General features: G+C 58.2%; 27 protein-coding genes. 16 read left to right on the plus strand and 11 right to left on the minus strand.

The features are described from left to right. Positions 1 to 5 precede the first annotated feature (5 nt). From trpB to folD, 6 genes are read right to left on the minus strand one after another with little or no spacing between them, the layout of a single operon-like run. Positions 6 to 1,205: a tryptophan synthase subunit beta gene (gene trpB / locus WCX49_RS06245; protein ID WP_345986723.1), complete on the minus strand. Its 1,200-nt coding sequence runs from the start codon at positions 1,203 to 1,205 to the stop codon at positions 6 to 8. Beyond that, positions 1,205 to 1,753, minus strand: a complete 549-nt coding sequence (locus WCX49_RS06250) for an adenine phosphoribosyltransferase (RefSeq protein ID WP_345986724.1) — start codon at positions 1,751 to 1,753, stop codon at positions 1,205 to 1,207. Before WCX49_RS06250 ends, trpB begins: the two co-directional genes overlap by 1 nt. An 8-nt stretch (positions 1,754 to 1,761) precedes the next feature. After that, positions 1,762 to 2,217, minus strand: a complete 456-nt coding sequence (gene rpiB / locus WCX49_RS06255; protein WP_345986725.1) for a ribose 5-phosphate isomerase B — start codon at positions 2,215 to 2,217, stop codon at positions 1,762 to 1,764. Between the two features lie 18 nt (positions 2,218 to 2,235). After that, on the minus strand, positions 2,236 to 2,913 hold the full coding sequence (locus tag WCX49_RS06260; RefSeq protein ID WP_345986726.1) for a site-2 protease family protein: 678 nt from the start codon (positions 2,911 to 2,913) through the stop codon (positions 2,236 to 2,238). Then, positions 2,900 to 3,721, minus strand: a complete 822-nt coding sequence (lepB, locus tag WCX49_RS06265) for a signal peptidase I (RefSeq protein ID WP_345986727.1) — start codon at positions 3,719 to 3,721, stop codon at positions 2,900 to 2,902. Before lepB ends, WCX49_RS06260 begins: the two co-directional genes overlap by 14 nt. Next, on the minus strand, positions 3,718 to 4,575 hold the full coding sequence (folD, locus tag WCX49_RS06270) for a bifunctional methylenetetrahydrofolate dehydrogenase/methenyltetrahydrofolate cyclohydrolase FolD (RefSeq protein ID WP_345986728.1): 858 nt from the start codon (positions 4,573 to 4,575) through the stop codon (positions 3,718 to 3,720). The genes lepB and folD overlap by 4 nt, the downstream gene beginning before the upstream one ends. 61 nt (positions 4,576 to 4,636) lie before the next feature. On the opposite strand from folD, the gene WCX49_RS06275 reads away from it, so the two are divergent. Genes WCX49_RS06275 through WCX49_RS06285 form a run of 3 tightly spaced genes read left to right on the plus strand, consistent with a single transcriptional unit; the run spans position 4,637 to position 7,123 of the window. Next, on the plus strand, positions 4,637 to 4,975 hold the full coding sequence (locus WCX49_RS06275; protein WP_345986729.1) for a cytochrome c: 339 nt from the start codon (positions 4,637 to 4,639) through the stop codon (positions 4,973 to 4,975). Continuing rightward, entirely contained in the window at positions 4,962 to 5,897 is a 936-nt protein-coding gene (locus WCX49_RS06280) for an aldolase/citrate lyase family protein (RefSeq protein WP_345986730.1), read from the plus strand. Before WCX49_RS06275 ends, WCX49_RS06280 begins: the two co-directional genes overlap by 14 nt. Next, positions 5,894 to 7,123 carry a dicarboxylate/amino acid:cation symporter gene (locus WCX49_RS06285; RefSeq protein ID WP_345986731.1) on the plus strand — a complete coding sequence of 410 codons (1,230 nt, stop codon included), beginning with the start codon at positions 5,894 to 5,896 and terminating at the stop codon, positions 7,121 to 7,123. Before WCX49_RS06280 ends, WCX49_RS06285 begins: the two co-directional genes overlap by 4 nt. A 12-nt stretch (positions 7,124 to 7,135) precedes the next feature. On the opposite strand, the gene WCX49_RS06290 is transcribed toward WCX49_RS06285, so the two are convergent. Beyond that, positions 7,136 to 8,050 (minus strand): energy transducer TonB, encoded by a 915-nt coding sequence (locus WCX49_RS06290; RefSeq protein ID WP_345986732.1) that lies wholly within the window; start codon positions 8,048 to 8,050, stop codon positions 7,136 to 7,138. A 149-nt stretch (positions 8,051 to 8,199) separates the two neighbouring features. On the opposite strand from WCX49_RS06290, the gene hemL reads away from it, so the two are divergent. From hemL to WCX49_RS06305, 3 genes are read left to right on the plus strand one after another with little or no spacing between them, the layout of a single operon-like run. Further along, positions 8,200 to 9,483: a glutamate-1-semialdehyde 2,1-aminomutase gene (hemL, locus tag WCX49_RS06295; RefSeq protein WP_345986733.1), complete on the plus strand. Its 1,284-nt coding sequence runs from the start codon at positions 8,200 to 8,202 to the stop codon at positions 9,481 to 9,483. Further along, positions 9,483 to 9,839, plus strand: coding sequence for an AtpZ/AtpI family protein (locus WCX49_RS06300; protein ID WP_231021205.1), 357 nt, complete (start codon positions 9,483 to 9,485; stop codon positions 9,837 to 9,839). The genes hemL and WCX49_RS06300 overlap by 1 nt, the downstream gene beginning before the upstream one ends. Beyond that, positions 9,808 to 10,335, plus strand: a complete 528-nt coding sequence (locus tag WCX49_RS06305; protein WP_345986734.1) for a hypothetical protein — start codon at positions 9,808 to 9,810, stop codon at positions 10,333 to 10,335. Before WCX49_RS06300 ends, WCX49_RS06305 begins: the two co-directional genes overlap by 32 nt. A 9-nt stretch (positions 10,336 to 10,344) precedes the next feature. On the opposite strand, the gene WCX49_RS06310 is transcribed toward WCX49_RS06305, so the two are convergent. Both WCX49_RS06310 and rpoD read right to left on the minus strand, forming a co-directional pair. Further along, a complete protein-coding gene (locus WCX49_RS06310) occupies positions 10,345 to 11,031 on the minus strand; it encodes a hypothetical protein (RefSeq protein ID WP_345986735.1) in 687 nt (228 codons plus the stop codon). Continuing rightward, a complete protein-coding gene (rpoD, locus tag WCX49_RS06315) occupies positions 11,031 to 12,884 on the minus strand; it encodes an RNA polymerase sigma factor RpoD (RefSeq protein ID WP_345986736.1) in 1,854 nt (617 codons plus the stop codon). Before rpoD ends, WCX49_RS06310 begins: the two co-directional genes overlap by 1 nt. A gap of 237 nt (positions 12,885 to 13,121) precedes the next feature. Here rpoD and WCX49_RS06320 point away from each other — a divergent pair, with 237 nt between their 5' ends. The 7 genes from WCX49_RS06320 (at position 13,122) to WCX49_RS06350 (ending at position 18,594) form a co-directional block, all read left to right on the plus strand. Further along, complete coding sequence (locus WCX49_RS06320; protein ID WP_345986737.1) at positions 13,122 to 13,628, plus strand: 3-isopropylmalate dehydratase small subunit; 507 nt, start codon at positions 13,122 to 13,124, stop codon at positions 13,626 to 13,628. Further along, a complete protein-coding gene (leuB, locus tag WCX49_RS06325; protein WP_345986738.1) occupies positions 13,625 to 14,695 on the plus strand; it encodes a 3-isopropylmalate dehydrogenase in 1,071 nt (356 codons plus the stop codon). The genes WCX49_RS06320 and leuB overlap by 4 nt, the downstream gene beginning before the upstream one ends. Beyond that, the gene (gene purU / locus WCX49_RS06330) at positions 14,692 to 15,528 is read left to right on the plus strand and encodes a formyltetrahydrofolate deformylase (RefSeq protein WP_345986739.1); all 837 of its coding nucleotides are present in this window, start codon (positions 14,692 to 14,694) and stop codon (positions 15,526 to 15,528) included. Before leuB ends, purU begins: the two co-directional genes overlap by 4 nt. Positions 15,529 to 15,694: 166 nt before the next feature. After that, positions 15,695 to 16,165, plus strand: a complete 471-nt coding sequence (locus WCX49_RS06335) for a tRNA (cytidine(34)-2'-O)-methyltransferase (protein WP_345986740.1) — start codon at positions 15,695 to 15,697, stop codon at positions 16,163 to 16,165. After that, a complete protein-coding gene (locus WCX49_RS06340) occupies positions 16,162 to 16,320 on the plus strand; it encodes a hypothetical protein (RefSeq protein ID WP_345986741.1) in 159 nt (52 codons plus the stop codon). Before WCX49_RS06335 ends, WCX49_RS06340 begins: the two co-directional genes overlap by 4 nt. A 238-nt stretch (positions 16,321 to 16,558) precedes the next feature. Continuing rightward, on the plus strand, positions 16,559 to 17,218 hold the full coding sequence (locus WCX49_RS06345) for a LexA family transcriptional regulator (RefSeq protein ID WP_345986742.1): 660 nt from the start codon (positions 16,559 to 16,561) through the stop codon (positions 17,216 to 17,218). A 29-nt stretch (positions 17,219 to 17,247) separates the two neighbouring features. Next, positions 17,248 to 18,594 carry an SH3 domain-containing protein gene (locus WCX49_RS06350; RefSeq protein WP_345986743.1) on the plus strand — a complete coding sequence of 449 codons (1,347 nt, stop codon included), beginning with the start codon at positions 17,248 to 17,250 and terminating at the stop codon, positions 18,592 to 18,594. Between the two features lie 18 nt (positions 18,595 to 18,612). Here the strand turns inward: WCX49_RS06350 and WCX49_RS06355 are convergent, their stop codons facing one another. After that, a complete protein-coding gene (locus tag WCX49_RS06355; RefSeq protein ID WP_345986744.1) occupies positions 18,613 to 19,809 on the minus strand; it encodes a tetrahydrodipicolinate N-succinyltransferase N-terminal domain-containing protein in 1,197 nt (398 codons plus the stop codon). Between the two features lie 172 nt (positions 19,810 to 19,981). Between WCX49_RS06355 and WCX49_RS06360 the strand changes: the two genes are divergently transcribed. After that, positions 19,982 to 20,461: an ankyrin repeat domain-containing protein gene (locus WCX49_RS06360; protein WP_345986745.1), complete on the plus strand. Its 480-nt coding sequence runs from the start codon at positions 19,982 to 19,984 to the stop codon at positions 20,459 to 20,461. Further along, positions 20,461 to 21,333, plus strand: coding sequence for a zinc metalloprotease HtpX (htpX, locus tag WCX49_RS06365; protein WP_345986746.1), 873 nt, complete (start codon positions 20,461 to 20,463; stop codon positions 21,331 to 21,333). The genes WCX49_RS06360 and htpX overlap by 1 nt, the downstream gene beginning before the upstream one ends. Here the strand turns inward: htpX and WCX49_RS06370 are convergent. Next, positions 21,330 to 21,530, minus strand: coding sequence for a hypothetical protein (locus tag WCX49_RS06370; RefSeq protein WP_345971446.1), 201 nt, complete (start codon positions 21,528 to 21,530; stop codon positions 21,330 to 21,332). The two genes, htpX and WCX49_RS06370, sit on opposite strands and share 4 nt — an antisense overlap. 111 nt (positions 21,531 to 21,641) lie before the next feature. Here WCX49_RS06370 and WCX49_RS06375 point away from each other — a divergent pair, with 111 nt between their 5' ends. Next, positions 21,642 to 22,019, plus strand: a complete 378-nt coding sequence (locus tag WCX49_RS06375; protein WP_345986747.1) for a DUF6394 family protein — start codon at positions 21,642 to 21,644, stop codon at positions 22,017 to 22,019. The last annotated feature ends 4 nt before the right edge of the window (positions 22,020 to 22,023 follow it).

The raw sequence follows: 22,023 nt of genomic DNA on the forward strand, positions 1-22,023 counted from the left end.
GCTCCTTAGTCGAAGTGTAGCATGTCTTTGGCCTGGATCATGTCTTTGTCCCCGCGGCCGGAGAGGTTGACGATGACCAGTTTGCCGGCGATGTCGGGCATTTTCCTCAGATAGGCGACGGCGTGAGAGCTCTCGAACGCGGGGATGATCCCCTCTTTGCGGCTGAGCCAGACAAAGGCGTCGAGGGCTTCGGCATCGGTGATGCTGTCATACGTTACCGTCCCGTTCTCCTTGTGAAACGCGTGTTCCGGTCCGATGCCGGGGTAGTCGAGCCCGGCGGAGATGGAGTGGGCTTCAAGGATCTGGCCGTCGTCGTCCTGGAGGAGGTAGCTCATCTGGCCGTGCAGGACCCCGGGGCGCCCTTTGAGCAGGGAGGCTCCGTGCTTGTCCGTGTCGGTCCCCAGACCGCCCGCCTCGATGCCGACGCACTGTACCGCTTTGTCTTCAAGGAAGTGCTGGAACATGCCGATGGCGTTGGAACCGCCGCCGATACAGGCAACGACGGTATCGGGGAGGCGCCCCTCTTTTTCCAGGATCTGCGCTCGTGCTTCCCAGCCAATGATCGCCTGGAAGTCACGGACCATCATCGGGTAGGGGTGCGGCCCGGCAACGGTGCCGATGATGTAAAAGGTGTCACGGGCATGGGTCACCCAGTGACGGATGGCGTCGTTCATAGCGTCTTTGAGGGTGCGCGACCCACTTTCGACGGCATGGACCTTGGCGCCCAGCAGCTTCATCCGGAAGACGTTGAGCTCCTGGCGGGCAACGTCCTTGGCCCCCATGAAGATCTCGCACTCCAGCCCCAGCAGGGCGGCGATGGTCGCTGTGGCGACCCCGTGTTGGCCGGCGCCCGTTTCGGCGATGACCTTCTGCTTGCCGAGCTTTTTCGCCAGCAGGCCCTGGGCGATAACGTTGTTGACCTTGTGCGCCCCGGTGTGGTTCAGGTCCTCGCGTTTGATATAGACCTTCGCGCCGAGCTCTTCGGAGACGTTCGCTGCATAATAGAGCGGGGAAGGGCGGCCGACGTAATCTTTGAGGTAGCCGTCCACCTCGCTCCAGAAGGTTTCGTCAAAGCGGTACTGCGCGTAGGCTTTTTCAAGCTCCAGCAGGGCCGGCATCAGGGTTTCAGGGACATAACGGCCGCCGAAGATGCCGAAATGGCCGTTGCTGTCGGGATCGAACGTCGAGGGTTCGGGGATGTACATCAATCCACTCCTATAACGGTATAAACGGGGGTGAGTTCGGTCAGGCTGTTAATGCCCGGCAGGAACTCCAGCCCGAGGATAAAGCAGGCTTCGACACAGTGTGCGCCGAGCTTTTCGATCAGGGATGCGGCGGCTTTGGCCGTCCCGCCCGTCGCAATAAGGTCGTCGATCAGAAGCACTTTGGCGCCCTTTTCGGGACCGAAGGCATCGATATGGACCTCGACCTCGTCAAAGCCGTACTCCAGGGAGTATTTCTCCGAGACGGTCGTCGAAGGCAGTTTCCCTTTTTTGCGGATAGGGACGAAACCGACGCCCAGCATCTGCGCCAGGGCCGCACCGAAAATAAAGCCGCGGGCATCAATGCCCGCGACGTAGTCGAGTCCGTAACCCTCGTAACGCGCTTTGAGGTGCGCCATCAGCGTACCGAACGCCTCTGCATCATTGAGCAGGGTCGTGATATCTTTGAAGATGATCCCCGGCTTCGGAAAGTCGGGGATGTCACGGATTGCACCTTCTACGAGGGCCTTTTGATCAACGGACAGTGACATGAGGGGCCTTACAGCGCTGCAGAGCAGCCGCCGACGGCTTCGATCTTTTCAACGCGTCCTGCGTGGCGTCCGCCTTCGAAGGCACCGGCGACCCAGGCGTCGATGATGGACTCGGCCACGCCGCATCCGACGACGCGCTCGCCGAAGCAGAGCACGTTGGCATCATTGTGCGCGCGGGCCATCGTTGCCGTGTAGGCGTCGTGGCACAGCGCCGCGCGGATACCGGCGAAACGGTTGGCGGTCATGCTCATCCCGAGGCCCGAACCGCAGATCAGGATACCGTCGGCATCCTCTTCGTCGGTGAGCACGGCGTTGCAGACCTTCACGGCGAAGTCGGGGTAGTCGACGCGGTCTTTGCAGAAAGGGCCCAGGTCAACGACCTCGTGGCCTTTGGCTTTGAGCAGTTCGACGGTGTAGTCTTTGAGGTCGAGTCCGGCGTGGTCGGTGGCAATGTAGAATTTCATGGAGTACTCCTTCGGTTTTTAAGATAACAGCAGTTGCAGCACGTACTGGACGGGCATGAACAGTACATACTCTCTCAGCGGCGTGATCAGCAGGATGATGACGATGAAGATGCCGTAGGGTTCCAGGCGCTGGAACCACATGGCGATGTTGTTCAGGCCGAACTTGAGCGAGAGGAACATCAAAAAATGTGCGCCGTCGAACTGCGGAATCGGCAGCAGGTTGAAGACGGCGAGCAAGACGTTGATCAGGACGAGTTGCAAGACGACGAGGTAGAGGAAAATATAGCCCAGCCCGTCGCTCTGCACCGGCTGCTGCATCCCCGTCAGCAAGACGGCGAAGAGGGATGCCAGGGCAAAGTTGTAGGCGATACCGGCGAGGCTGACCTGCATGGCGGCGTTGTAGCCGCCGTTGGCGATAACGGTGCGCATATTGACCGGGACCGGTTTGGCCCAGCCAAAGAGGAAGCCGCCGCCCATGCCGAGCAGCACGGGGATGAAGTACATCATCAGCGGCACAAGGACCGTCCCGACGGGGTCGATATGGATGAGCGGGTTGATCGAGAGGCGCCCGGCATGCTTTGCCGTCGTGTCGCCGTAGCGGTAGGCGACCCAGCCGTGCATGATTTCGTGGCCGATGATGGCGATGGCCAGTGCGAGGACGGCCGCGGCGATTTTCAGCAGATCAATAGAGTCCACGGTCCGTGCCCTCTTCACGCTGGCGTTCGGCGACCGCGCGGTCCAGGTAGGGGGACTGCTCGAGATCGGTAGGGGTTTTGAACATACGGTCCCAGCGGATCTCGTAGTTGTCGTCCATGCTGAAGTAGATAAACCACGGCGTCCCTTCGACGAGGCCGTACGGGACGGCACCCCAGAAGCGGCTGTCGTTGGAGTGGTCGCGGTTATCACCCATCATGAAGTAGCGTCCTTCGGGCACCTGGATAGGGCCGAAGTTGAAGATGGGCTGCGGGAACTGGCCGTCATCGATGATATGCGGGTCGTGGTGAATACCCGGGTGCTCTTTCATATAGGGGTTCTTGATCCACAGACGCCCGTCGAACTCCTCGATCTCATGGGTGAAGGTGTAGTGCTGACGGATATAGTCGTCCCCCTCTGCCGGGTGAAGGAAGAGATCCTTGTTGTAGACGAAAAGTTCGTCCCCCGGCGTGGCGACACAGCGCTTGACGTAGTGCAGCGAGGTGTTGTTGGGGTAGCGGAAGATGACGATGTCGCCGCGCTGCGGCGTATCACCGTCGATGATATGCCCGTCGGTACCGGGAACAAGCGGGATCTCCAGGAAGGGGACATGCGGGGTCGAGATGCCGTAGGCGAACTTCTTGGCGAAGAGGTGGTCACCGATGAGCAGAGAGTCCTTCATGGAGCCGCTGGGGATGCGGAAGGCCTGCGCGACGAAAAAGATGACGAAGAGGACGATGATGACCGTCCCCGTCCAGCTGTTGGAGAAACGGTAGGCCGCTTTGGCGGCGTGTTTGACCTTCGTCTTCATTGGCGCTCTTGTGCGTGCATTTCGGCCGCTTTGAGGGTGTTTTTCAGCAGCATGGCAATGGTCATCGGACCGACGCCGCCGGGAACCGGGGTGATGTAGGAGCATTTCGGCGCAACGTTCTCATAGTCGACGTCGCCGACGAGGCGGCCGTCCGGGGCGCGGTTGATACCGATATCGATGACAATGGCTCCCTCTTTGACCATATCCTCTTTGATCAGGTTGATGACCCCGGCACCGACCAGGACGATGTCGGCGTTTTGGGTGTGCGCTTTGAGGTCCTTGGTATGGATGTGGGTGACGGTGACCGTCGCATTGGCGTTGAGCAGCAGGGCGGCCATCGGCTTGCCGACGATGTTGGAGGCACCGACGACGACGGCGTCTTTGCCCGTCAGGTCGATCTCGTATTCGGCGAAGAGCTCCATGACGCCCAGCGGGGTGCAGGGGACAAAGCCGTCCAGGCCCGTCATCAGGCGCCCGGCGTTGTAGGGGTGAAAGCCGTCGACATCCTTGCTCGGGGCGACGAGTTCGAGCAGGCGTGTCGTGTCGATGTGCGCGGGGAGGGGAAGCTGGACGAGGATACCGTCGATGTTCGGGTTGCCGTTCATCATCTCGATCGTCTGCTCGATCGCCTCCTGGGAGATCGTTTCGGGCATCTCGTGGGTGACCGAGTAGAAACCGGCACGGTCGCAGGCCTTTTTTTTCATACCGACGTAGGCATGCGAAGCGGGGTCGTTTCCGACAAGAATGACGGCGAGACCCGGGACGCGTCCGGTCCTTTCCTTGAGTTCGGAGGCTGCGGTGGCGACGCCTTCTTCTATCTTCTTGGAGAGCGCTTTTCCGTCGAGTATCTGCATTTCAACTGACCTAATTATTTTTTTGATAATATACCCCTACTTCAATAAAAAGGTGCTTTTAATGGCCCGTTGGCTCCTGTTTTTGGCGACCTTTCTTGCGGCGGAGGAGTCCTTCATCACCCCGCAGGAGTACGCCGCGCAGCTCTACCACAATCCGAGGGGGATCGGCTGCAATCTCTGCCACGGCGAACACGGCGAGGGGAAGGTGATCGCCAATTATACCGACAAGGGCGTTCGCAAATCGTTTACCGCCCCGGCGATCAACGTCATCGCCTTCGAAGACTTTGACAGGGCCCTGAACGGACGGGTCAAGGGGATGCCGCGTTACTTTCTGACCGAGGAGGAGCGGCACACCCTTTACAGTTACCTGCACCCAAAGGATGCCAATGTTTCACAATGATCTTCCCGCGCTGGAGCGGGCCGCGGAGACGCTTGATATCGGTGCCCTGGACGCGTTTCTTTCGTCTCAGCACCGCTCCCTGAACACCTCGGCGACTTTCCATGCGCCGCTGATGCTCTCCGCCCACCGCGTCAGGCACCTCGCCAAGATCCCGCAGCTGGCTGCCGACGCGGTGATGTTCAACCTCGAAGACGGGGTCTCCGAAGCGCAAAAACCCGTGGCACTGCGCCTCTGCGCCATTGCGCTCTCCCGGCTGCCGCAGTCCGACAAGAAGCTGATCGTACGGGTGAACTCCCTTGACGAGGGCGGGGCGGAGGAAATCGCATTTCTTGCCCCCTTCATGCCCGACGCCATCCGCGTTCCGAAGGTCCGCACGGCGGAGGAGGTCGAACGCATTGCGGCGATGGTACCGGCGCCCATTGAGATCCACCTCTCCATCGAGACAAAAGAGGCGTGGCTGGCGTTGAGCACGCTGCGTGCCGATCCGCGGGTAAGCACCTTCTACCTCGGCATCCTTGACCTCTTCGCCGACCTGGGGCTGGACCAGGCGCTGATCGCCCCGGAGAACCCGACCATGCGCTATCTGCTGTCGCACTTTTTTGTCACCTGCCGCGCCCTCGGCGTCAAACCCGTCTCTTTCGTCTACCAGGATTACCGCAACGAGGCGGGTTTTGCCGCCTGGCTTGCTCTGGAAAGCGAGATGGGCTTTGATGCCAAAGGGTGTTTGTCTCCAAAACAGGCGGAGCAGGTGATGGCGGCCTTCGGGCAGGACGAGGCGGCACTGGCGAGGGCGCGGGAGATCGTGGCCCTCTTCGAGGCCGAGCGCGCCAACGGGGTGACGGGTTTCACGCACGAGGTGTACGGTTTTGTTGATGAGCCGATCTACAAAGGCGCGCTGGCCCTGCTGAGGGGCGCGGAGTGAACCGCCTTCGTGCGGCGTTTGCGTCGACGAACGGACAGATACTGGCCGGTATCGTGCTCGGAGCGCTCTTCGGCGCTTTCTTACCCGAACTTGCCCTGGCACAGCGGGTGATCGGCCAGATGTTCGTCGCGCTGCTGAAGATGCTCGTCGTCCCCCTGGTCTTTGCGAGTATCTTCGTCGCCATTGCCGGATTGGGGACGCTGCATCACCTTAAGCATATGGGGCTTCGCACGATCGGGCTCTACCTGCTTACGACAGCACTTTCCGTCCTGCTGGCGATCGTCGTCATGAACATTGTCGGTATCGGGGAAGCGGTCTCCGCAGAAGGGGTCGCGTTCGCGCAGGCGCACGAGATCAAACCTTTCTCTTTCGAGGCGATGCTGCTTGGCTTCATCCCGACGAACGTCTTCGCATCGCTCACGAACGGGGCGATGATGCAGGTGATCGTCTTCTCCATCCTCTTCGCGATCGCCAGCCTCTACCTCAGCGACCACCACCAGGGACTGATGCTCGACTTCTTTACCGGGGTCAACAATGCCATGCTCAAGATGGCCGAATGGGTCATCAAGTTGACGCCCATCGGCGTCTTCAGCCTCATCGCCTACGTGATCGCAGACGAGGGGGTGGACGTCATTCTCGGGCTTTGGAAATATATGCTTGTCGTAATCGGCGTGATCCTGCTACACGGGCTGCTGACCCTGCCGTTCCTCGTCGCTTTCTTTGCACGTATCAACCCCTACCATTATATGGGAAGGGTGAAAGAGGCGATTCTGCTCGCCTTTTCCACAGCCTCCAGTGCGGCGACGCTGCCGGTCTCCATCGAGGTGAGCGAGCATAAAGGCGGGGTGCGGCGGGAAAGCGCCGGTTTCGTGCTGCCGCTGGGCGCGACAGTCTCTATGGACGGGACGGCGGCCTACCTGGTCGTGGCCGTGCTCTATATCGCGACCCTGGCCGGTGTGGAGCTCTCTTTGGGCGACCAGGTGCTGCTAGGGGTGACCGTCGTGGCCCTCTCCGTCGGCGTCGCGGCGCTGCCGAGCGCCTCGCTGGTGATGATGGTCGTCATATTAAACCAGATCGGGCTTCCGGCGGACTATATCGGCCTTATCGTCGCCGTCGACCGGGTGCTCGACATGTTCCGCACTGCCCTCAATGTCACCTCGGACCTGATGGTGACGAAGATCGTCGATGTCACAACGCGCAAAGCGGCACTGGAAGCGTCGGCCTGAAGGCGTGTACGCTTAATAGCCGCGCAGGTAGTAGCCGAATTTATAGCGTACCAGGGTCTTCTGCTCCGGGCGCGGGTATTTCCAATAGACCGATTCGATTGTCTCCTTCGTCACTTCGTCGAGCAGGAAGAAACCGCTGTTGCGTACGGTGCGGAAATCGGTCATACGGCCGTCAGGGTGGAGATAGAACTCGACGATGTTGTAGTCGTTGACGCGCATGTTGTTGGGGATCATCGTGCTGCCGGTAGCGTTGAGCTGGGTCTGGGTGAGGCGGCGCATGATCTCCTGGTTGTCGAGCAGGTACTTCTGTTCCCCTGCACTCAGTTTCCCGAACGCATCGCCGTACGCCTCGCGGATATCGTCCGGGATGCGGCTTTCGCGTTTGGCGGAAGCGGACGCGGCAGAGGCTTTGCTTTCGACGTTCTTCTGTTTCTGCGACAGTTTGGCAAAGAGGTTCTTATGCTTTGTCGGCACCGTGGTCGCATTGTCCTCGACCGTTTTCGGCTCAGGTGCTTTCATAAAAGGGATGTAGGGCTTTTCCGGCGGGAGTGGTTCGGTTTTGGCAACCCGTTCCTGCGGCTCGGCGATCTTTGTCGGCGTCGGGATCTTCTGCTGCGGTTTGACCGGCGTCGGCTGGGCAACGGGGAGCTGCTGCTGGGGCTGCGGTAACGGCTGGGAGTTGGGAAGCTTTTCAAGCTGCTTGCCCTTCGGCATCGGCGGGACTTTTTCCGTCGGGGGGCGCTTGTTCGGGAGCGCGGCGTTCTCTTTGGCTTTCGGGCGCTCTTTGAGCGCGACCTTGATCCGGTGCTCCTGGAGTTTCGGCTCGACCGGTTCGGTGACGAAAATGAAGCCCAGCAGGAGGAAAAGCATCAGGATGAGCAGGTGGAAGAGTACGGCAATGATCAGGGCGGCGGTACTTCGGCTCATCGGGTCGGTGTTTCCTTCCAGCCGAAATGCGCTTTTGCCGGCCGTTACTTAAAGTGGGGGAATTATAACCCATTTGCTATAATGGCGGGAAAATTCAGGGGAGTTTGCGCGCCGTCGCCGTGCCGCATGCCCCTTCTTACGGACGGTCAATGAATATTACATCCTCGATTCAGGCATTTGAAGAAGCACAGACATTGATTCCCGGCGGTGTGGATTCGCCGGTACGCGCCTTTAAAAGCGTCGGCGGGACCCCGCTTTTTATTGAAAAGGGCGAAGGCGCGCACCTTTACGATATCGACGGCAACGCTTATGTCGATTATGTCCAGAGCTGGGGGCCGCTGATCTTCGGCCACCGCGACGAAGCGATCGAGAATGCGGTCTGCGACGCGGTCCGCCACGGGCTCAGTTTCGGGGCGCCGACCCTCTCCGAGAGCGAGCTGGCCAAGGAAGTTATCGGGATCTTCGACAGCATCGACAAGGTCCGTTTCGTCTCCAGCGGTACCGAAGCGGTCATGAGCGCCATCCGCCTGGCGCGGGGCTATACGGGCAAGGACGACATCGTCAAATTCGAGGGGTGCTACCACGGCCACAGCGATTCCCTGCTGGTGCAGGCCGGTTCCGGTCTTGCGACCTTCGGCAACCCGAGCTCCCCGGGGGTCCCGGCGGACTTCACCAAGCATACCCTCCTGGCCAAATACAACGACATCGAGAGCGTACGCAAATGTTTCGAAGACTCCGATAATATCGCCTGTATCATCATCGAGCCGATCGCCGGCAACATGGGGCTCGTCCCGGCGGACAAGGAGTTCCTGGCGGAACTGCGCCTGCTCTGCGACGCCCACGGCGCACTGCTGATCTTCGACGAGGTTATGAGCGGATTCCGCGCTACCCTGCACGGCGCCGAGTCCATCACCGGGACGACGCCGGATATGGTGACGCTGGGCAAGGTTATCGGGGGCGGGATGCCGGTCGGCGCCTTCGGCGGCAAAGCCGAGATTATGGCGAAGCTCTCCCCGGAAGGACCGGTGTACCAGGCGGGGACGCTGAGCGGCAACCCGGTCGCGATGGCGGCGGGGATCACCGCCGTGCGCAAACTCCGCAGCAACGCCAAGCTCTACAGCGTGCTCGAAGCACGGGCGAAGCGGCTCATGGAGGGGTTTGCAGAAGCGGCGGACAAGCACGGCATTGCCCTGAAGACGGATGTGCGCGGTTCGATGTTCGGCTTCTTCTTTAACGACAAACCGGTCAAGAACTTTGACGATGCGGCGGCATCGGACCTGGAGCGTTTTGCCGCTTTCCACGCCGGCATGCTGTCGCGCGGTTTCTACTTTGCCTGCTCGCAGTTCGAGACGGGCTTTATCTGTACGCAGATCACCGACGCGATGATCGAAGCGACGATCAGCGCGGCGGATGAAGTGATGGGGGCGCTCTGATGGCGGACAAGCACCTGACGGGCCTGACCCCGGAGAACGGAGAACCCGAAGAGCGCAAGCCGCGCCTCAAGCCGATTGTCGAGGGGGCGGAAACGCTCTCACTCGGTATCTCGATGGTCGTGGCCGTGCTGATCGGGGTGGCGCTCGGGATCGGTCTCAAGAAACTGACGGGCATCACGTGGCTGCTCTGGGTCGGCGTGGTCATCGGGATCGCCGCGGCGTTCCTGAACGTTTTCAAGGCCTATTCGAAACAGTACAAAGAGTTCGAGGAACTCTCCAAAAACCCGCGCTACAACCCCAAGACCCTGGAAGGTGACGACGACGATGACGATGACGACGCTGCGAAGCACTATTAGTCCCTTCCTCGCCGTTCATATCCTGTTGTACGGCCTGCTCGCCGTCTCCAAAGCGGCCTTTCTCAATGCCCAGATCGCATTCGTTTCCGCGTTTTTGATCCTGCTGGGTTCGCTTTACAGCTACCGCAAACTCGTGCAGCGCAACCTCGAAAACGAAACAGCGATCCACCAGGACGATCTCGTCGAGAAGATCGACGACCCTTACGATCTTTATAGCGAGAGCGATGAGGGTATCGACGAGGAGAAGCCGCTCAAGGATGTCATCAAGGAGGAGAAGGCGCGCCTAAAGGCGAACAAGGCCACCGTGCGCAACGTTTCCAAGTCGACGCCGGCGCTGCTCTCCGTCTACCGCCTGGTACCGTACGGCATCCTGATCCTCGGGTTTATCGCCCTTAAAAACAACAATATGCTTTTACTCTGGTATTTTCTGCCGGGACTGGCAGCGGGGATCGTGGCAGGGTTCCTGAGCGGAAAGGCGCTGTTCGCCTCCCGCTGATCCGGCCGTTTACTGGTTGATGATGGGGATGTTGACCGTGACGGATTTCTTGCCCACCTCGCAGAAGAGGTGATTCTTCTTACACATCTGCTCAATCGCCGACTTGTAGACTTCGTCAAAAACGTTTCCGCTTACCTTGAGGGAGAAGAAGGTGTACTTTTTCTCTTCATAGAGGATGTACTCCCCGATACGGAAAGCGAGTTTCGTCGTGATCATTTCACTGCCGCCGAAGGATTCGTACATTTTGTTGAGCAGGCGGATGAACTGGTCGGTGTTGAGACGCGTTTCGGGCATCGTCGGGTCCAGGTCTTTCTGGAAGGACGATTTGTTCCCGATGGAGTTCGTCGCGATACAGAGGTCGATGAGCGAGTAGATGTTGACGAGCTCGCCTTCGATCTCCGGGCGTGAGAACTGGAAAGAGGGGGTCTGGAAAAAGCGGATTCCGATCTCCTCTTCGTTGACGTACCCGACCATGATCCCGAAGATCTTGAAGCGGCCGTACTCCAGCTCCATAAAGGTCGTTTTGAAACCGAAGGAGGGGCTGGCGTAGGTGGTGGCCAGTTCAAAGAGGGTGTGGCGGTCGACGGCGCCGAGCAGGTACTGCCCCTCCGCGTTGACGGAGAGGACCTTCCCCGCGGCGCTGAAGAGGATATAGGGGTTGAAATCGTATTCGATCCACTGCTGTTCGAAGGTCATTATTCCTCGATATAGTTCTTGAGTTTACGGCCGACTTTGGGATGCTTGAGCTTTTTGATCGCACTGCTCTCGATCTGGCGGACGCGTTCGCGGGTGACGTTGAGCTCTTTGCCGATCTCTTCAAGGGTACGGTCGCTTTCGTCGTCCATGATCCCGAAGCGCATCTTGATAACGGCTTTTTCGCGCTCGTTAAGCTGTTCGAGGACGCCCTCGATCTGCACCTTGAGGTCGTCTTTGAGAATGGCATCGGAAGGGGAGAGCGAGGTGCGGTCTTCGATGAAGTCGCCGAAACGGCCGTCCTCTTCGCTGCCGATCGGTGCCTCGAGGGAGATCGGCTCTTTGGTGATCTTGATGACGTTCTTGACCTTCTCGACGGAGAGGCCGACCTCTTCGGCGATCGTCTCGACATCGGGCTCTTTCCCGTTCTCCTGCAGGTATTTGCGCATGATCTTGTTGATACGGTTGATCGTTTCGATCATGTGGATCGGGATACGGATCGTCCGCGCCTGGTCCGCGATAGCACGGCTGATAGCCTGGCGGATCCACCAGGTGGCGTAGGTGGAGAACTTGTACCCTTTCTGGTACTCGAACTTGTCGACGGCTTTCATCAGACCGATATTGCCTTCCTGGATCAGGTCGAGGAAGGGGAGGCCGCGGTTGGTATAGCGCTTGGCAATGGAGACGACGAGACGGAGGTTGGACTTCGCCATCCGTGTCTTTGCCGTCTCGGAGATCGCTTTACCGCGTTTGATCTGCTCGAGGATGTCCGAGAGCTTTTCGGGTTCCATATTGAAGCCGCCTTTGGAGGCCTCTTTGGTCTGGATCAGTTTTTTGATCTCCATATAGGTACCGACCATGGTCGCTTCGGGGACCCGTGCGGCGATATCCTCTTTGGTGAGATCGGTGATGTTGTCGAGGATCTCTCTGTGGTTCTTGCGCAGCAGGTCGTTGAAGAGCGGGAGCTTGTACTCGAGGCGCTTGAGCTCTTTTTCAAACCCTTCGTCGCTTTTGAGGGAGGTCTCCATCGATTTGACGAGTTCGTTGATGAGCTTGGAGGTCGGTCCGAGATCGAGCAGTTTCTCTTTCAGGATCTTCTTTTTGAAGCTGGCCGTCAGGAAGAAGAGGACAATCTCTTCGTTGAGTTCGCCGTCTTCAGCGCCTTCGGGGAGTTTCTCAGAGGCTTTCTGCCACTCTTTTTTCGCTTTTTCGAGGGCTTTGAAGCTGCTGACAACAAGCTCGACGCGCTTTTTGTCCTTGGCGCTGACTTTTTTCTCTGCACCCTCGTCATCGTCGTTGTCGTTATCATCGTCACTGTCGTCTTTTTCGTCTTCAAAGCTTTTGAAGAGCTCTTTGACACGGCGTTCGCGGTTGATAAGCGGTTCTTTGTAGTCGAGGATGAAATCGATCAGGTAGGGAACGGAACAGATCGCATCGATAATGATGCTTTCACCGAACTCGATCTTTTTGGAGATCTCGATCTCCTCTTCCTTGGTCAGAAGCGGGATCTGTCCCATTTCGCGCAGGTACATCCGTACCGGGGAGTCGGAGCGGGACCACTCCATCAGCTCGTGCTGTTTGAGGATGTCGAACTCTTCGCCGCTGGCGTTCTCAATGAGTTTGCGCTGCGCGTCACGGCGTGCTTCTGCTTCCTGCTCGTTCATGAGCTTGGCATGCTCCGAAGCCGTGTAGAGGCAGCGCTTGTTTTTCTCGGCAAGCTTCAGGACGCTTTTGGCCTGGGCCGCTGTCGGGTTTTTCTCAAAAAGTTCCGAAACTGCCTCGTAGGTGATACAGTTTTCGGAGGAGTGATCGACAAAAAGGGTTTCGAGGGCTTTATTGAGTTCTTTTGCGGTCATCGGGTGAAAAGCTCCTGGAATAGTGTATTAGGGCGTTTCGGCCTCTCCCGCTTCCGGGAGGGCCGGGCCTGTGGGTTTTGAGTTAAGTGGGGATTATACTTTATAGAGGCTTAGTCTTTGCTTTCTTACAAAATTGAAGTGACGCCCAAAGGGAGTATATTAATTAATATTACCTGTCATTCAACCCCCTTTGAGGGTTTTTGGATATAATCGCACCAAAAAATTGCAGGATCTTCTATGAGCACACTCGAAGGAAAAGTCTGGCGGTTCGGCCAGGATATCGACACGGACCTGATTATTGCCGCACGCTATCTTAATACGTCCGATCCCAAGGAACTCGCGAAGCATGTAATGGAGGACGCCGATCCGGATTTCGTTTCGAAAATGGTCCCGGGCGACATTATCGTCGCCGGCAACAACTTCGGCTGCGGTTCTTCCCGCGAGCATGCACCGATCGCCCTGAAAGCTGCCGGCGTCGCCGCCGTGATCGCCCCGACGTTTGCACGTATCTTCTACCGCAACGCCTTTAACATGGGCCTGCCGATCTTCGAACTGGAAGAGAGCGCCGAGATTGCCGAAGGCGATATCGTCTCCGTCGACATGGACAAGGGGACGGTCACGGACAAAACGACCGGGAAAAGCTACGCCTTTACGCCGATCCCGCCGTTTATGCAGGAGCTGCTCTCCGCCGGCGGCCTGATGAATTATGCCGAAGAAGAAGTCAAAGCAGGAGGTAAAGCATGAAAACCTATAACATTGCCCTGATCAAGGGGGACGGGATCGGCCCGGAGATCGTTGATGAGGCGGTTAAAGTCCTTGATGCCGTCGCCGCGCGGTTCGATTTTTCCCTGCGTTATGAAGAGGTCCTGATGGGCGGCAGCGCCTACGACGTCACCGGCGATCCGCTCCCGCAGGAGACCATCAATGTCTCCCTGAACTCCGACGCGGTCCTTTTTGGCGCCATCGGCGGCGAAAAATGGGACAACCTGCCGCGCGAAAAGCGCCCGGAGAGCGGTCTGCTCCGTTTCCGCAAAGAGCTCGGCGTCTTCGCCAACCTGCGCCCGGCCGTCGTTTACGACGAACTGGTCAACGCCAGCTCCCTCAAGCCTGAAATCGTCAAAGGCGTCGACCTGATGGTCGTGCGCGAACTGATCGGCGGGATCTACTTCGGCGAACCGAAGGGCTGGGAAGGGGACAAGGCCTACAACACGATGGTCTACACCAAGCCCGAAGTCGTGCGTATCGCCCATACGGCCTTCAAGATCGCGATGGAGCGTAACAAGAAGGTCTGTTCCGTCGACAAGGCAAACGTGCTTGATGTCTCCCAGATGTGGCGCGAAACCGTCGAAGAGGTTGCCAAGGAGTATCCGGAAGTCTCCCTGTCGCACATGTACGTCGACAATGCCGCGATGCAGCTCATCCGTGACCCGAAACAGTTCGACGTCATCCTGACCGGCAACATTTTCGGCGACATCCTCAGTGACGAAGCGAGCATGCTTTCCGGTTCCATCGGGCTGCTCCCCTCCGCATCCGTCGGGGCGAAGATCGGCGTTTACGAGCCGATCCATGGCTCCGCACCGGACATCGCGGGGCAGGGGATCGCCAACCCGATCGCGACGATCGCCAGCGCATCCATGATGCTCCGCTTCGCCCTGGGCGAAAACGAGGCGGCAGACCGTATCGACGCGGCCATCAAGCACGCCCTCAAAGACGGTTACCGTACGCGCGACCTCGCCAACTACGACGCCAAAGAGCTCTGTTCCACCAGTGAAATGGGCGACATCATCGCCAACTACGCGGCCAAAGAATGAAAGAGTACCGGGTACTGATCGATTGTCGTGACGAAAAAGGGCTCGTCTACAAAGTCTCGAGCATCTTTTTCAAGTACGACCTGAACATCCTCTCCAACAGCGAGTTCGTCGACAGCGAAACGAACCTCTTCTTTATGCGCAGCGTCGTCAGCGGTTTTATTGACGGCAACGACTTGGAGAAGGAGCTGCGCGCCGTGCTGCCCGAAAAGGCGAACCTGCGTATCATCGCCCCGGAGAAGAAGAACATCGTCCTGATGGTCACGAAGGAGTCCCACGCGCTGGGGGACCTGCTGATTCGCTACGAAGCCGGTGAACTCGACGCCAACATCCTCGGGGTCGTTTCCAACTACGATCTGCTCCAACCGCTGATCGAGAAGTTCGGCATCCCTTTTTACACGGTGTCGCACGAGGGGCTCAGCCGCGACGCGCACGAGCAGAAGGTACTCGAATGCCTGGCCGGTTTCGGCGAGATCGACTATATCGTCCTGGCGAAGTATATGCGTATCCTGACCCCGAATTTCGTCGAGGCGTACGCGAACAAGATCCTGAACATCCACCACTCCTTCCTGCCGGCATTTATCGGGGCGAACCCCTACAAGCAGGCCTATGAGCGCGGCGTGAAGATCATCGGGGCGACGGCACACTTCGTCAACAACGACCTCGACGAGGGGCCGATCATCTCCCAGGACGTCAAGCACGTCGACCACGCCCACAACTGGCAGGAGATGCAGCGCCTCGGGCGCGATATCGAGAAGATCGTCCTCTCCCGGGCCCTGCGCCTGGCCCTCGAGGACCGCATCTTCGTCTACGGGAACCGGACCGTTATTTTTTAACTAAACGCCAAATGAACAAAACAAGGATACCGCTCGCGCAGCGATGTTTCCTCGAAAGTCCATTTGTCTACGCTGCCGCTAAGGCACGTTGTCCTCGCTTTGCTGCGGAATTCCGCTTTGCTGCATCGTCAGTAGGCCCACGCGCTTTGCGCTTTTAAAGGCACTCATGTTTAACATCGTTCTCGTCCATCCTCAGATCCCCAATAATACCGGCGCCATCGGGCGCCTCTGCGTCAACACGGGCGCCACGCTGCACCTGATCGAACCGCTGGGATTTGATATCAGCGAAAAGGCGGTCAGAAGGGCGGGACTGGATTACTGGCACAAGATCGACTTGCACGTCTGGGAGAGCCTGGAGGCTTTCAGCGCAGCGCATCCCGATGCCACGCGCTACCACCTGGCGACGACCAAAACGGAGCAGCCCTACTTTGAACATACCTTCAAGGCGGGGGACTACCTCTTTTTCGGCAGCGAGACCGCCGGGATCCCGGCCGATGTTCTCAGTACGCACCCGGAAGCCTGCATGACGATCCCCATGACGCGGGAGGGGCGCAGCCTCAATCTGGCGATCAGCTGCGGGATTATCCTTTACAAAGCGATTGAGCAGAACTTTGAGACCTACAAGGAGATGATGTGAACGGAGTAATCGATACGATCATGCTGATCCTCTTCGTGCTTTTCATGTTTGTGATTTTCAGCGGCTACCATCGCCAGAAATTCGAAGAGCGCGAAGCGGAAGAGAAACGCAAAGAGGCGGAGGATACGGACACATCCTCCGATACAAAGGCCTAGGCTCAGAGCAGCCTGTCCGCCAGTCTCTCCAGAGAATGTTCGAACTTCTCAAACCATGATTCCGCTTTTCTGATCATCTGTGCCATGGGTGCTCCCTTTGTCATTCGATTTGACCCATTGTAGGTCCAGGCGACATCTTTCTTTTAAAATATTGCAATTTGACATATAATTTTGCTACGATCTCTCATCGTTATACGATTATGCTGTAGAAAACAACGCGTGAAACAAGGAGCCGAAAATGAAAGAGTTTGCCGACATCGTTGAGGAGATCAAGGATATCGTTTCCGGCGAGCTTCCGGGGAAAAAGGTGTTCGACAAGGATGTCGCGTCACTGCTCGGGATCTCTCAGATGAACTTTGCCACCCTGAAAAAACGCAACAAGATCCCCTATGAGGAGCTGCTCAATTTCTGCGCCAAGCGTTCCATCGCGATTAACTGGCTGCTCTTTGGGCAGTCGCCAGAAAGCCTCATCGAACCGACCAACAAGTTCTATATGGTCCGTTATTTCAGCGAGATCAGTGCTTCCGCCGGCGGCGGGGCGGACGTGTTTGACGAGGGGTCCGAACCGATGATGCTGAGTGCGAACTTCGTGCAGACGCTCGGCGGGGAGCAGGAGTTGCGCTACATCGAGGCGATCAATGTCAGCGGCGATTCGATGGAACCGACCTTCAGCTACGGCGACATCATCTTCGTCAACCGGAGCAAAAAAGATATCGGCCGGGGCGGGATTTTTACCATCAATACCGAAGGCGGCCTCTTCATCAAACGCCTCCACAAGCGAATAGATGGTAAAATCGACATTATTTCTGACAACAAAGAGTATCCCGTCCAGACCGCCTCACCCGATGCCATCGAGATCATCGGGCGTGTTGTCGGACGGTTCGGTCAGGTCGATTAACCGTCCCCGCGGCGGGAGCCGGAGTCATAATGTTTTCCCACCAACGCCCTTTGACCGCCGTTGCGGCAGCGCTTTTGCTGCTCTCCCTGGGCGGCTGTACCCCCAAAATGCTCCAAGACACGGCCTCCGTCCCGCTGTTGCCCCCTCCGGCGGGGGTGGAGGACCTTCAGCGCTTTCCCCAGCAGATCGATCCCTATCTTATCCGGCTCAACGAACGCAACGCCACCCTGCCGCTGCAAAACATGTACAAAACCGAATACTACAAGGTGTGGCAGGACGATTATGTCCCCGAAGCGCTGGAAGACGCCAAGTGGCCTTTTGACGTCTACCGCCCGGAAAACGCCTACGGGCAGAACCTCCAGCCCCTCTCGCAGGCGTGGTTCTATGCAATGCTGCGCGAAGCGGACTGGCAGGCGTACGGCAGCACTGCCGGACGCGCCGTGGCACTGCACCGCCTGGATCTGCGAAACTTCCCGACGCACAAGCCGCTGTTTCACGACCCCTCGGTAGCGGGTGAGGGGTTCCCGTTTGATTACCTGCAGAACAGCACCGTTTTTGCCGGCGAACCGCTCTACCTTTCGCACTATTCCAAAAGCGGGGCGTGGGCCTACGTCCTGACCTCCTACGCGACGGGCTGGGTCCCCTCCGAGCGTATTGCCCCGGTCGGCAGGGCAGAACGGGACGTTCTGCAGGCACAGCCGCTGGTAGGTCTGCTTGAAGACCGGATGCCGATCCACTCCCTCCGGGGACAGTATATGTTCGAAGGGTATGTGGGCATGGTCCTGCCGCTGCAGCAAAAAAGCGCGGCACAGTGGCGTGTCGACCCGGCAGGCCATGCCGGTACGGCGGAGATCCCGCATCATGCGGCGGCCGCACTCCCCATGACGTTTACGCGTGAAAATATGCGGCGGGTTATCACACCGGTGATGCAGACAACCTACGGTTGGGGCGGCCTCTACGGCGAGCGGGACTGCTCCTCGACACTGCGGGACATCTTCGCACCCTTCGGCCTCTGGCTGCCGCGCAACTCCTACAAGCAGTCCCGGGTGGGGACGGTCGTCTCCTTCGAAGGCCTTGACGACGCTGCAAAACTGTCCAGGATCGCCGCCGAGGGCAAGCCCTTTGAAACACTGATCTACCTCAAGGGGCATATCCTGCTCTACCTGGGGATCTACGACGGCGAGCCGGCGGTCCTGCATACGGTCTGGGGTGTCAAAACCGTTGACGACGAGGGGAATTTCGGCCGGCACATCATCGGGAAAACCGTCATCTCATCCCTGCGTCTCGGGCACGAGCTGGAAGGGTACAGCGACGAGTATTCACTGCTGCATAAAGTGGAAAGTATGAATTTCGTTTTCGAACAGGAGGAGGAGTAGGTACCGCGGAGGCGGTACTTAGTGAAGGTCGGCGTTGAGCTTGACTTCGCGGCGGGAGCGCAGGGCGACCATCTCGCCGGTAAAAGAGTCCTGGCGGTAGTGGATGCCGTTGAGGCCTGCGAGATCCTTCCCTTTGAACCAGTCGCCTTCGAGTTCGACACCCGGGTTGGCGGCTTTGATCTTTTCGAGCTCTTCGTATTCGATCAGGAACTTCGTCCCTTCGAGGATGGCGATGCCCGCATCGATGATACAGGCGTCACCCAGCGGGATGCCGCAGACGGAGTTAGCGCCGAGGAGGCAGTTTTTCCCAATGGAAATAGGGTTGCCGTCGGTACCGCTGAGGACGCCGAGGATGGATGCCCCGCCGCCCACGTCGGAACCGTCACCGACGACCGCGGAGCTGGAGATACGCCCCTCGACCATGCTGACACCCGTCGTACCGGCATTGAAGTTGATGTAACTTGCCCCCGGCATAACGGTCGTACCGGCATGCAGCTGGGCACCGAAGCGGACCTTGGACGTTTCAAGGATACGGGTGTTGTCCGCCGGGATAATGTGCTGCAGGAAGCGCGGAAACTTGTCAACGAAATCGATATGCGGGTACTGGCCGGAGAATTTCAGCTCGATCTCGTTTTCACGGAGCCAGTCGAGTTCGATCGGCTGACCATCGCTCCAGGCGACGTTCGGCAGGGCACCGAAGGCACCGCCCAGGTTGATGCTGCGCAGGGCGACTTTGCCCAGGGACATCGCGTAGAGCTTCAGGTAGGTGGCCTCGACGCTCTGGCACGGCGCATCGTTGAAGATGAAGACGACGCGGAACTCGCCGTCGCGCATGCCGCTCTCTTTGATCTGGTTGTACAGCGCCGAGATCACCTGGATGTTCTTGTGTGCATCACCGTAAGCCTCATCCGCGTAGGGCGTGAAAGCGTTCAGACAGCTCTCGAGGAACGGCAGGGTCACTTTACAGATCGCCTCGTCGCCGTTGATATCTACCGGGCAGCCGCTCTCGCCGAGCGCCTCCATGAAGATGGCTGCACTGCCGAAGTTTTCATTCCAGTTGACGACCGGGTAGGTCGCCTGCAGGATCTTGTCGGTGTTCAGCTGGCCGAAGTCGACCCGGCAGATACCGAAGGCGACCGGCGCCTTGTACCCTTCGCCGTTTTGAATGTCAGCCACTTTGGCCTTGAATGCGTCTGCAGTTTCAATCATTTCCATAGAGCAGGTTCCTTGAATTTTTTCGGAATTTTAACACAGACCAGCTCTGATAACCCTGCATCTGTGCCGTTGGGAGGATTTTCTAAGGCGCGTATTAAGCCGTATTGTTGATGCAAAACCGAAGCTGTGGGTTAGAAGTTGCGGTGTTATACTTTCGCAAAGGATTGAAGCAATGAGCAACTGGTCGACGCTATTACAGTCGGATGATTACCTGGGAGTCAAAAAGTATCTGAAAGAGGGTGCCGACGTCAACGAAAAGAGCGAGCACGGTGAATCCGTCGTCTCGCAGGCCCTTCGGCTGCGCTGCAGCGATGAACTGCTCGAGCTGCTCGTCGCATCAGGCGCGGACCTCTTCGATGCCGACGACGAGGGGGTGAGCGTGTTTGATGTCGCCATCACCTACAACAACCCGATGATGGTTCAGAAGATGATCGACGAGGGGATCGACGTCAATGAAACCCGGCGTACGAGCGGGTTTACCCCGCTGATGGCCGCGGTCTGCTATAACCGTAAGGCGATCGTCGAGATGCTGATGTCGAACGGTGCGAACACCGCCATCAAAGACAAGCTGGGACTCACCGGCGCCGATTACGCCCGCAAAACCCACCGCAAGCAGATGCTAGGGCTCCTGGGAGAAGAGGAGGGCGCGTAATGGAACAGGCCAAGACCGTTTTACTGCTTTCGTTCCTGGCCGTGCTCTTTGTCATGCTCGGCGGCTATTTCGGCGGGGTGACCGGCGCACTGATCGGGCTGCTCCTGGCCGGCGGCATGAACTTTTATGCCTATTTCTACTCGGACAAGATGCTCCTGCGGCACTACCATGCCGAACCGGTCACGCCGAAACAGAACCCGCGGCTCTACCGGATCATCAGCTCTCTTGCGCATAAAGCCGGGCTTCCGGTACCGGCCATCTACATCATTCACGAGGCAACCCCGAACGCCTTTGCGACGGGACGTGACCCCGAGCACGCGGCCGTCGCTATCACCGAGGGGCTGCTGCGGATGCTTGACGACGAAGAGGTCGAGGCCGTTATGGCCCACGAACTCTCCCATGTCAAGCACCGTGATATGCTTATTGCCACGGTGGCGGCCTCCATCGCCGGGGCCATCGCGATGATCGCCAACATGATGCAGTTCGGCGCCATGTTCGGCAACAACCGTGACCGCAACCCCATCATTATGATCGTGCTCTCACTGCTGCTGCCGGTGGCTGCCAGCGTCATCCAGATGACAATAAGCCGTTCCCGCGAGTTTATGGCGGATGCCGGTGCCGCACGGATCACCGGGCACCCCGAATGGCTGCAGCGCGCTCTGCGCAAACTCGAAACCTCCAATGCCCGCGGCAGCGTCCAGGGCGCGACCCCGGAAAACGCACACCTTTTTATCGTTTCCCCCTTCAGCGGGAAACAGGTCTCCTTCGGGGATCTGTTCCGCACCCACCCGACGACGGAGCAGCGCATCGCCCGCCTGGAGCTGCTCAAAACAGAGGGCACGACCCGGCATTTCGAACGCCACTACCGCTAAAAAAGCTTCTCCTGGCGTTCGTTCTCGAGCGGCTTGCGCTTCTCCTTGCTCAGCCACTCTTCGAGCAGGTGCTCGACGACCTTGCTCAGGCTCATTTTATAGCGCTGACGCGCATATTTCATGCTTTCGTTCCACACCTCTTTATCGACAATAAGCGAACGGGTTATCTCGTTTTTCGGCTTCATGATATCATCCAATATTAATTATATACAAAATTATATAGTAATTTTAAAGATGCGTCAAACAGGGGCTGACGGTTAAAGCCTTTTTAAAAGAGGGGAGAATAGAATGGTTGCCAAGGAGTGTCTATGAACCTGTCCAACGTTATTTCCGGCTTCTTTATCATCCTTGCGCTGACGACGAACTTCGGTTTCTTTTACGGGGAACCGACGGTCATTGCCGAGCACAGCCGGTATGAACTTTTTGCGGCGATCATCTTCAACCTGATCGCGACCGTCTACAAACTGGGGGACAAGACGCAGATCGGGGCCGTACTGCTGGCCACCAGCCTCGTCGCCGATATTCAGCTGATCAGCTCCGCATCGGTCTGGGCTTTCGGCGAGTACGTCGTCGGCATGAATACGGAGGTGGTCGTTGCCATTATCTCCCTTTCGGGCGGGGCCATGATCGCCAATATCGTTTCCGTCATCCTCTTTACGGCGGAAACCATCAAATCGAAGCGCTGAGGCC

Source organism: Sulfurimonas sp. HSL-1656 (assembly GCF_039645585.1).
Lineage (GTDB): Bacteria > Campylobacterota > Campylobacteria > Campylobacterales > Sulfurimonadaceae > Thiomicrolovo > Thiomicrolovo subterrani.

Coding starts and splice junctions, on each gene's coding strand:
- trpB (WP_345986723.1), bottom strand. CDS start 1,205: ATGTACATCCCCGAACCCTCGACGTTCGATCCCGACAGCAACGGCCAT.
- WCX49_RS06250 (WP_345986724.1), bottom strand. CDS start 1,753: ATGTCACTGTCCGTTGATCAAAAGGCCCTCGTAGAAGGTGCAATCCGT.
- rpiB (WP_345986725.1), bottom strand. CDS start 2,217: ATGAAATTCTACATTGCCACCGACCACGCCGGACTCGACCTCAAAGAC.
- lepB (WP_345986727.1), bottom strand. CDS start 3,721: ATGAAGACGAAGGTCAAACACGCCGCCAAAGCGGCCTACCGTTTCTCC.
- folD (WP_345986728.1), bottom strand. CDS start 4,575: ATGCAGATACTCGACGGAAAAGCGCTCTCCAAGAAGATAGAAGAAGGC.
- WCX49_RS06275 (WP_345986729.1), top strand. CDS start 4,637: ATGGCCCGTTGGCTCCTGTTTTTGGCGACCTTTCTTGCGGCGGAGGAG.
- WCX49_RS06280 (WP_345986730.1), top strand. CDS start 4,962: ATGTTTCACAATGATCTTCCCGCGCTGGAGCGGGCCGCGGAGACGCTT.
- WCX49_RS06290 (WP_345986732.1), bottom strand. CDS start 8,050: ATGAGCCGAAGTACCGCCGCCCTGATCATTGCCGTACTCTTCCACCTG.
- hemL (WP_345986733.1), top strand. CDS start 8,200: ATGAATATTACATCCTCGATTCAGGCATTTGAAGAAGCACAGACATTG.
- WCX49_RS06300 (WP_231021205.1), top strand. CDS start 9,483: ATGGCGGACAAGCACCTGACGGGCCTGACCCCGGAGAACGGAGAACCC.
- WCX49_RS06305 (WP_345986734.1), top strand. CDS start 9,808: ATGACGATGACGACGCTGCGAAGCACTATTAGTCCCTTCCTCGCCGTT.
- WCX49_RS06310 (WP_345986735.1), bottom strand. CDS start 11,031: ATGACCTTCGAACAGCAGTGGATCGAATACGATTTCAACCCCTATATC.
- rpoD (WP_345986736.1), bottom strand. CDS start 12,884: ATGACCGCAAAAGAACTCAATAAAGCCCTCGAAACCCTTTTTGTCGAT.
- WCX49_RS06320 (WP_345986737.1), top strand. CDS start 13,122: ATGAGCACACTCGAAGGAAAAGTCTGGCGGTTCGGCCAGGATATCGAC.
- leuB (WP_345986738.1), top strand. CDS start 13,625: ATGAAAACCTATAACATTGCCCTGATCAAGGGGGACGGGATCGGCCCG.
- purU (WP_345986739.1), top strand. CDS start 14,692: ATGAAAGAGTACCGGGTACTGATCGATTGTCGTGACGAAAAAGGGCTC.
- WCX49_RS06335 (WP_345986740.1), top strand. CDS start 15,695: ATGTTTAACATCGTTCTCGTCCATCCTCAGATCCCCAATAATACCGGC.
- WCX49_RS06345 (WP_345986742.1), top strand. CDS start 16,559: ATGAAAGAGTTTGCCGACATCGTTGAGGAGATCAAGGATATCGTTTCC.
- WCX49_RS06350 (WP_345986743.1), top strand. CDS start 17,248: ATGTTTTCCCACCAACGCCCTTTGACCGCCGTTGCGGCAGCGCTTTTG.
- WCX49_RS06355 (WP_345986744.1), bottom strand. CDS start 19,809: ATGGAAATGATTGAAACTGCAGACGCATTCAAGGCCAAAGTGGCTGAC.
- WCX49_RS06360 (WP_345986745.1), top strand. CDS start 19,982: ATGAGCAACTGGTCGACGCTATTACAGTCGGATGATTACCTGGGAGTC.
- htpX (WP_345986746.1), top strand. CDS start 20,461: ATGGAACAGGCCAAGACCGTTTTACTGCTTTCGTTCCTGGCCGTGCTC.
- WCX49_RS06375 (WP_345986747.1), top strand. CDS start 21,642: ATGAACCTGTCCAACGTTATTTCCGGCTTCTTTATCATCCTTGCGCTG.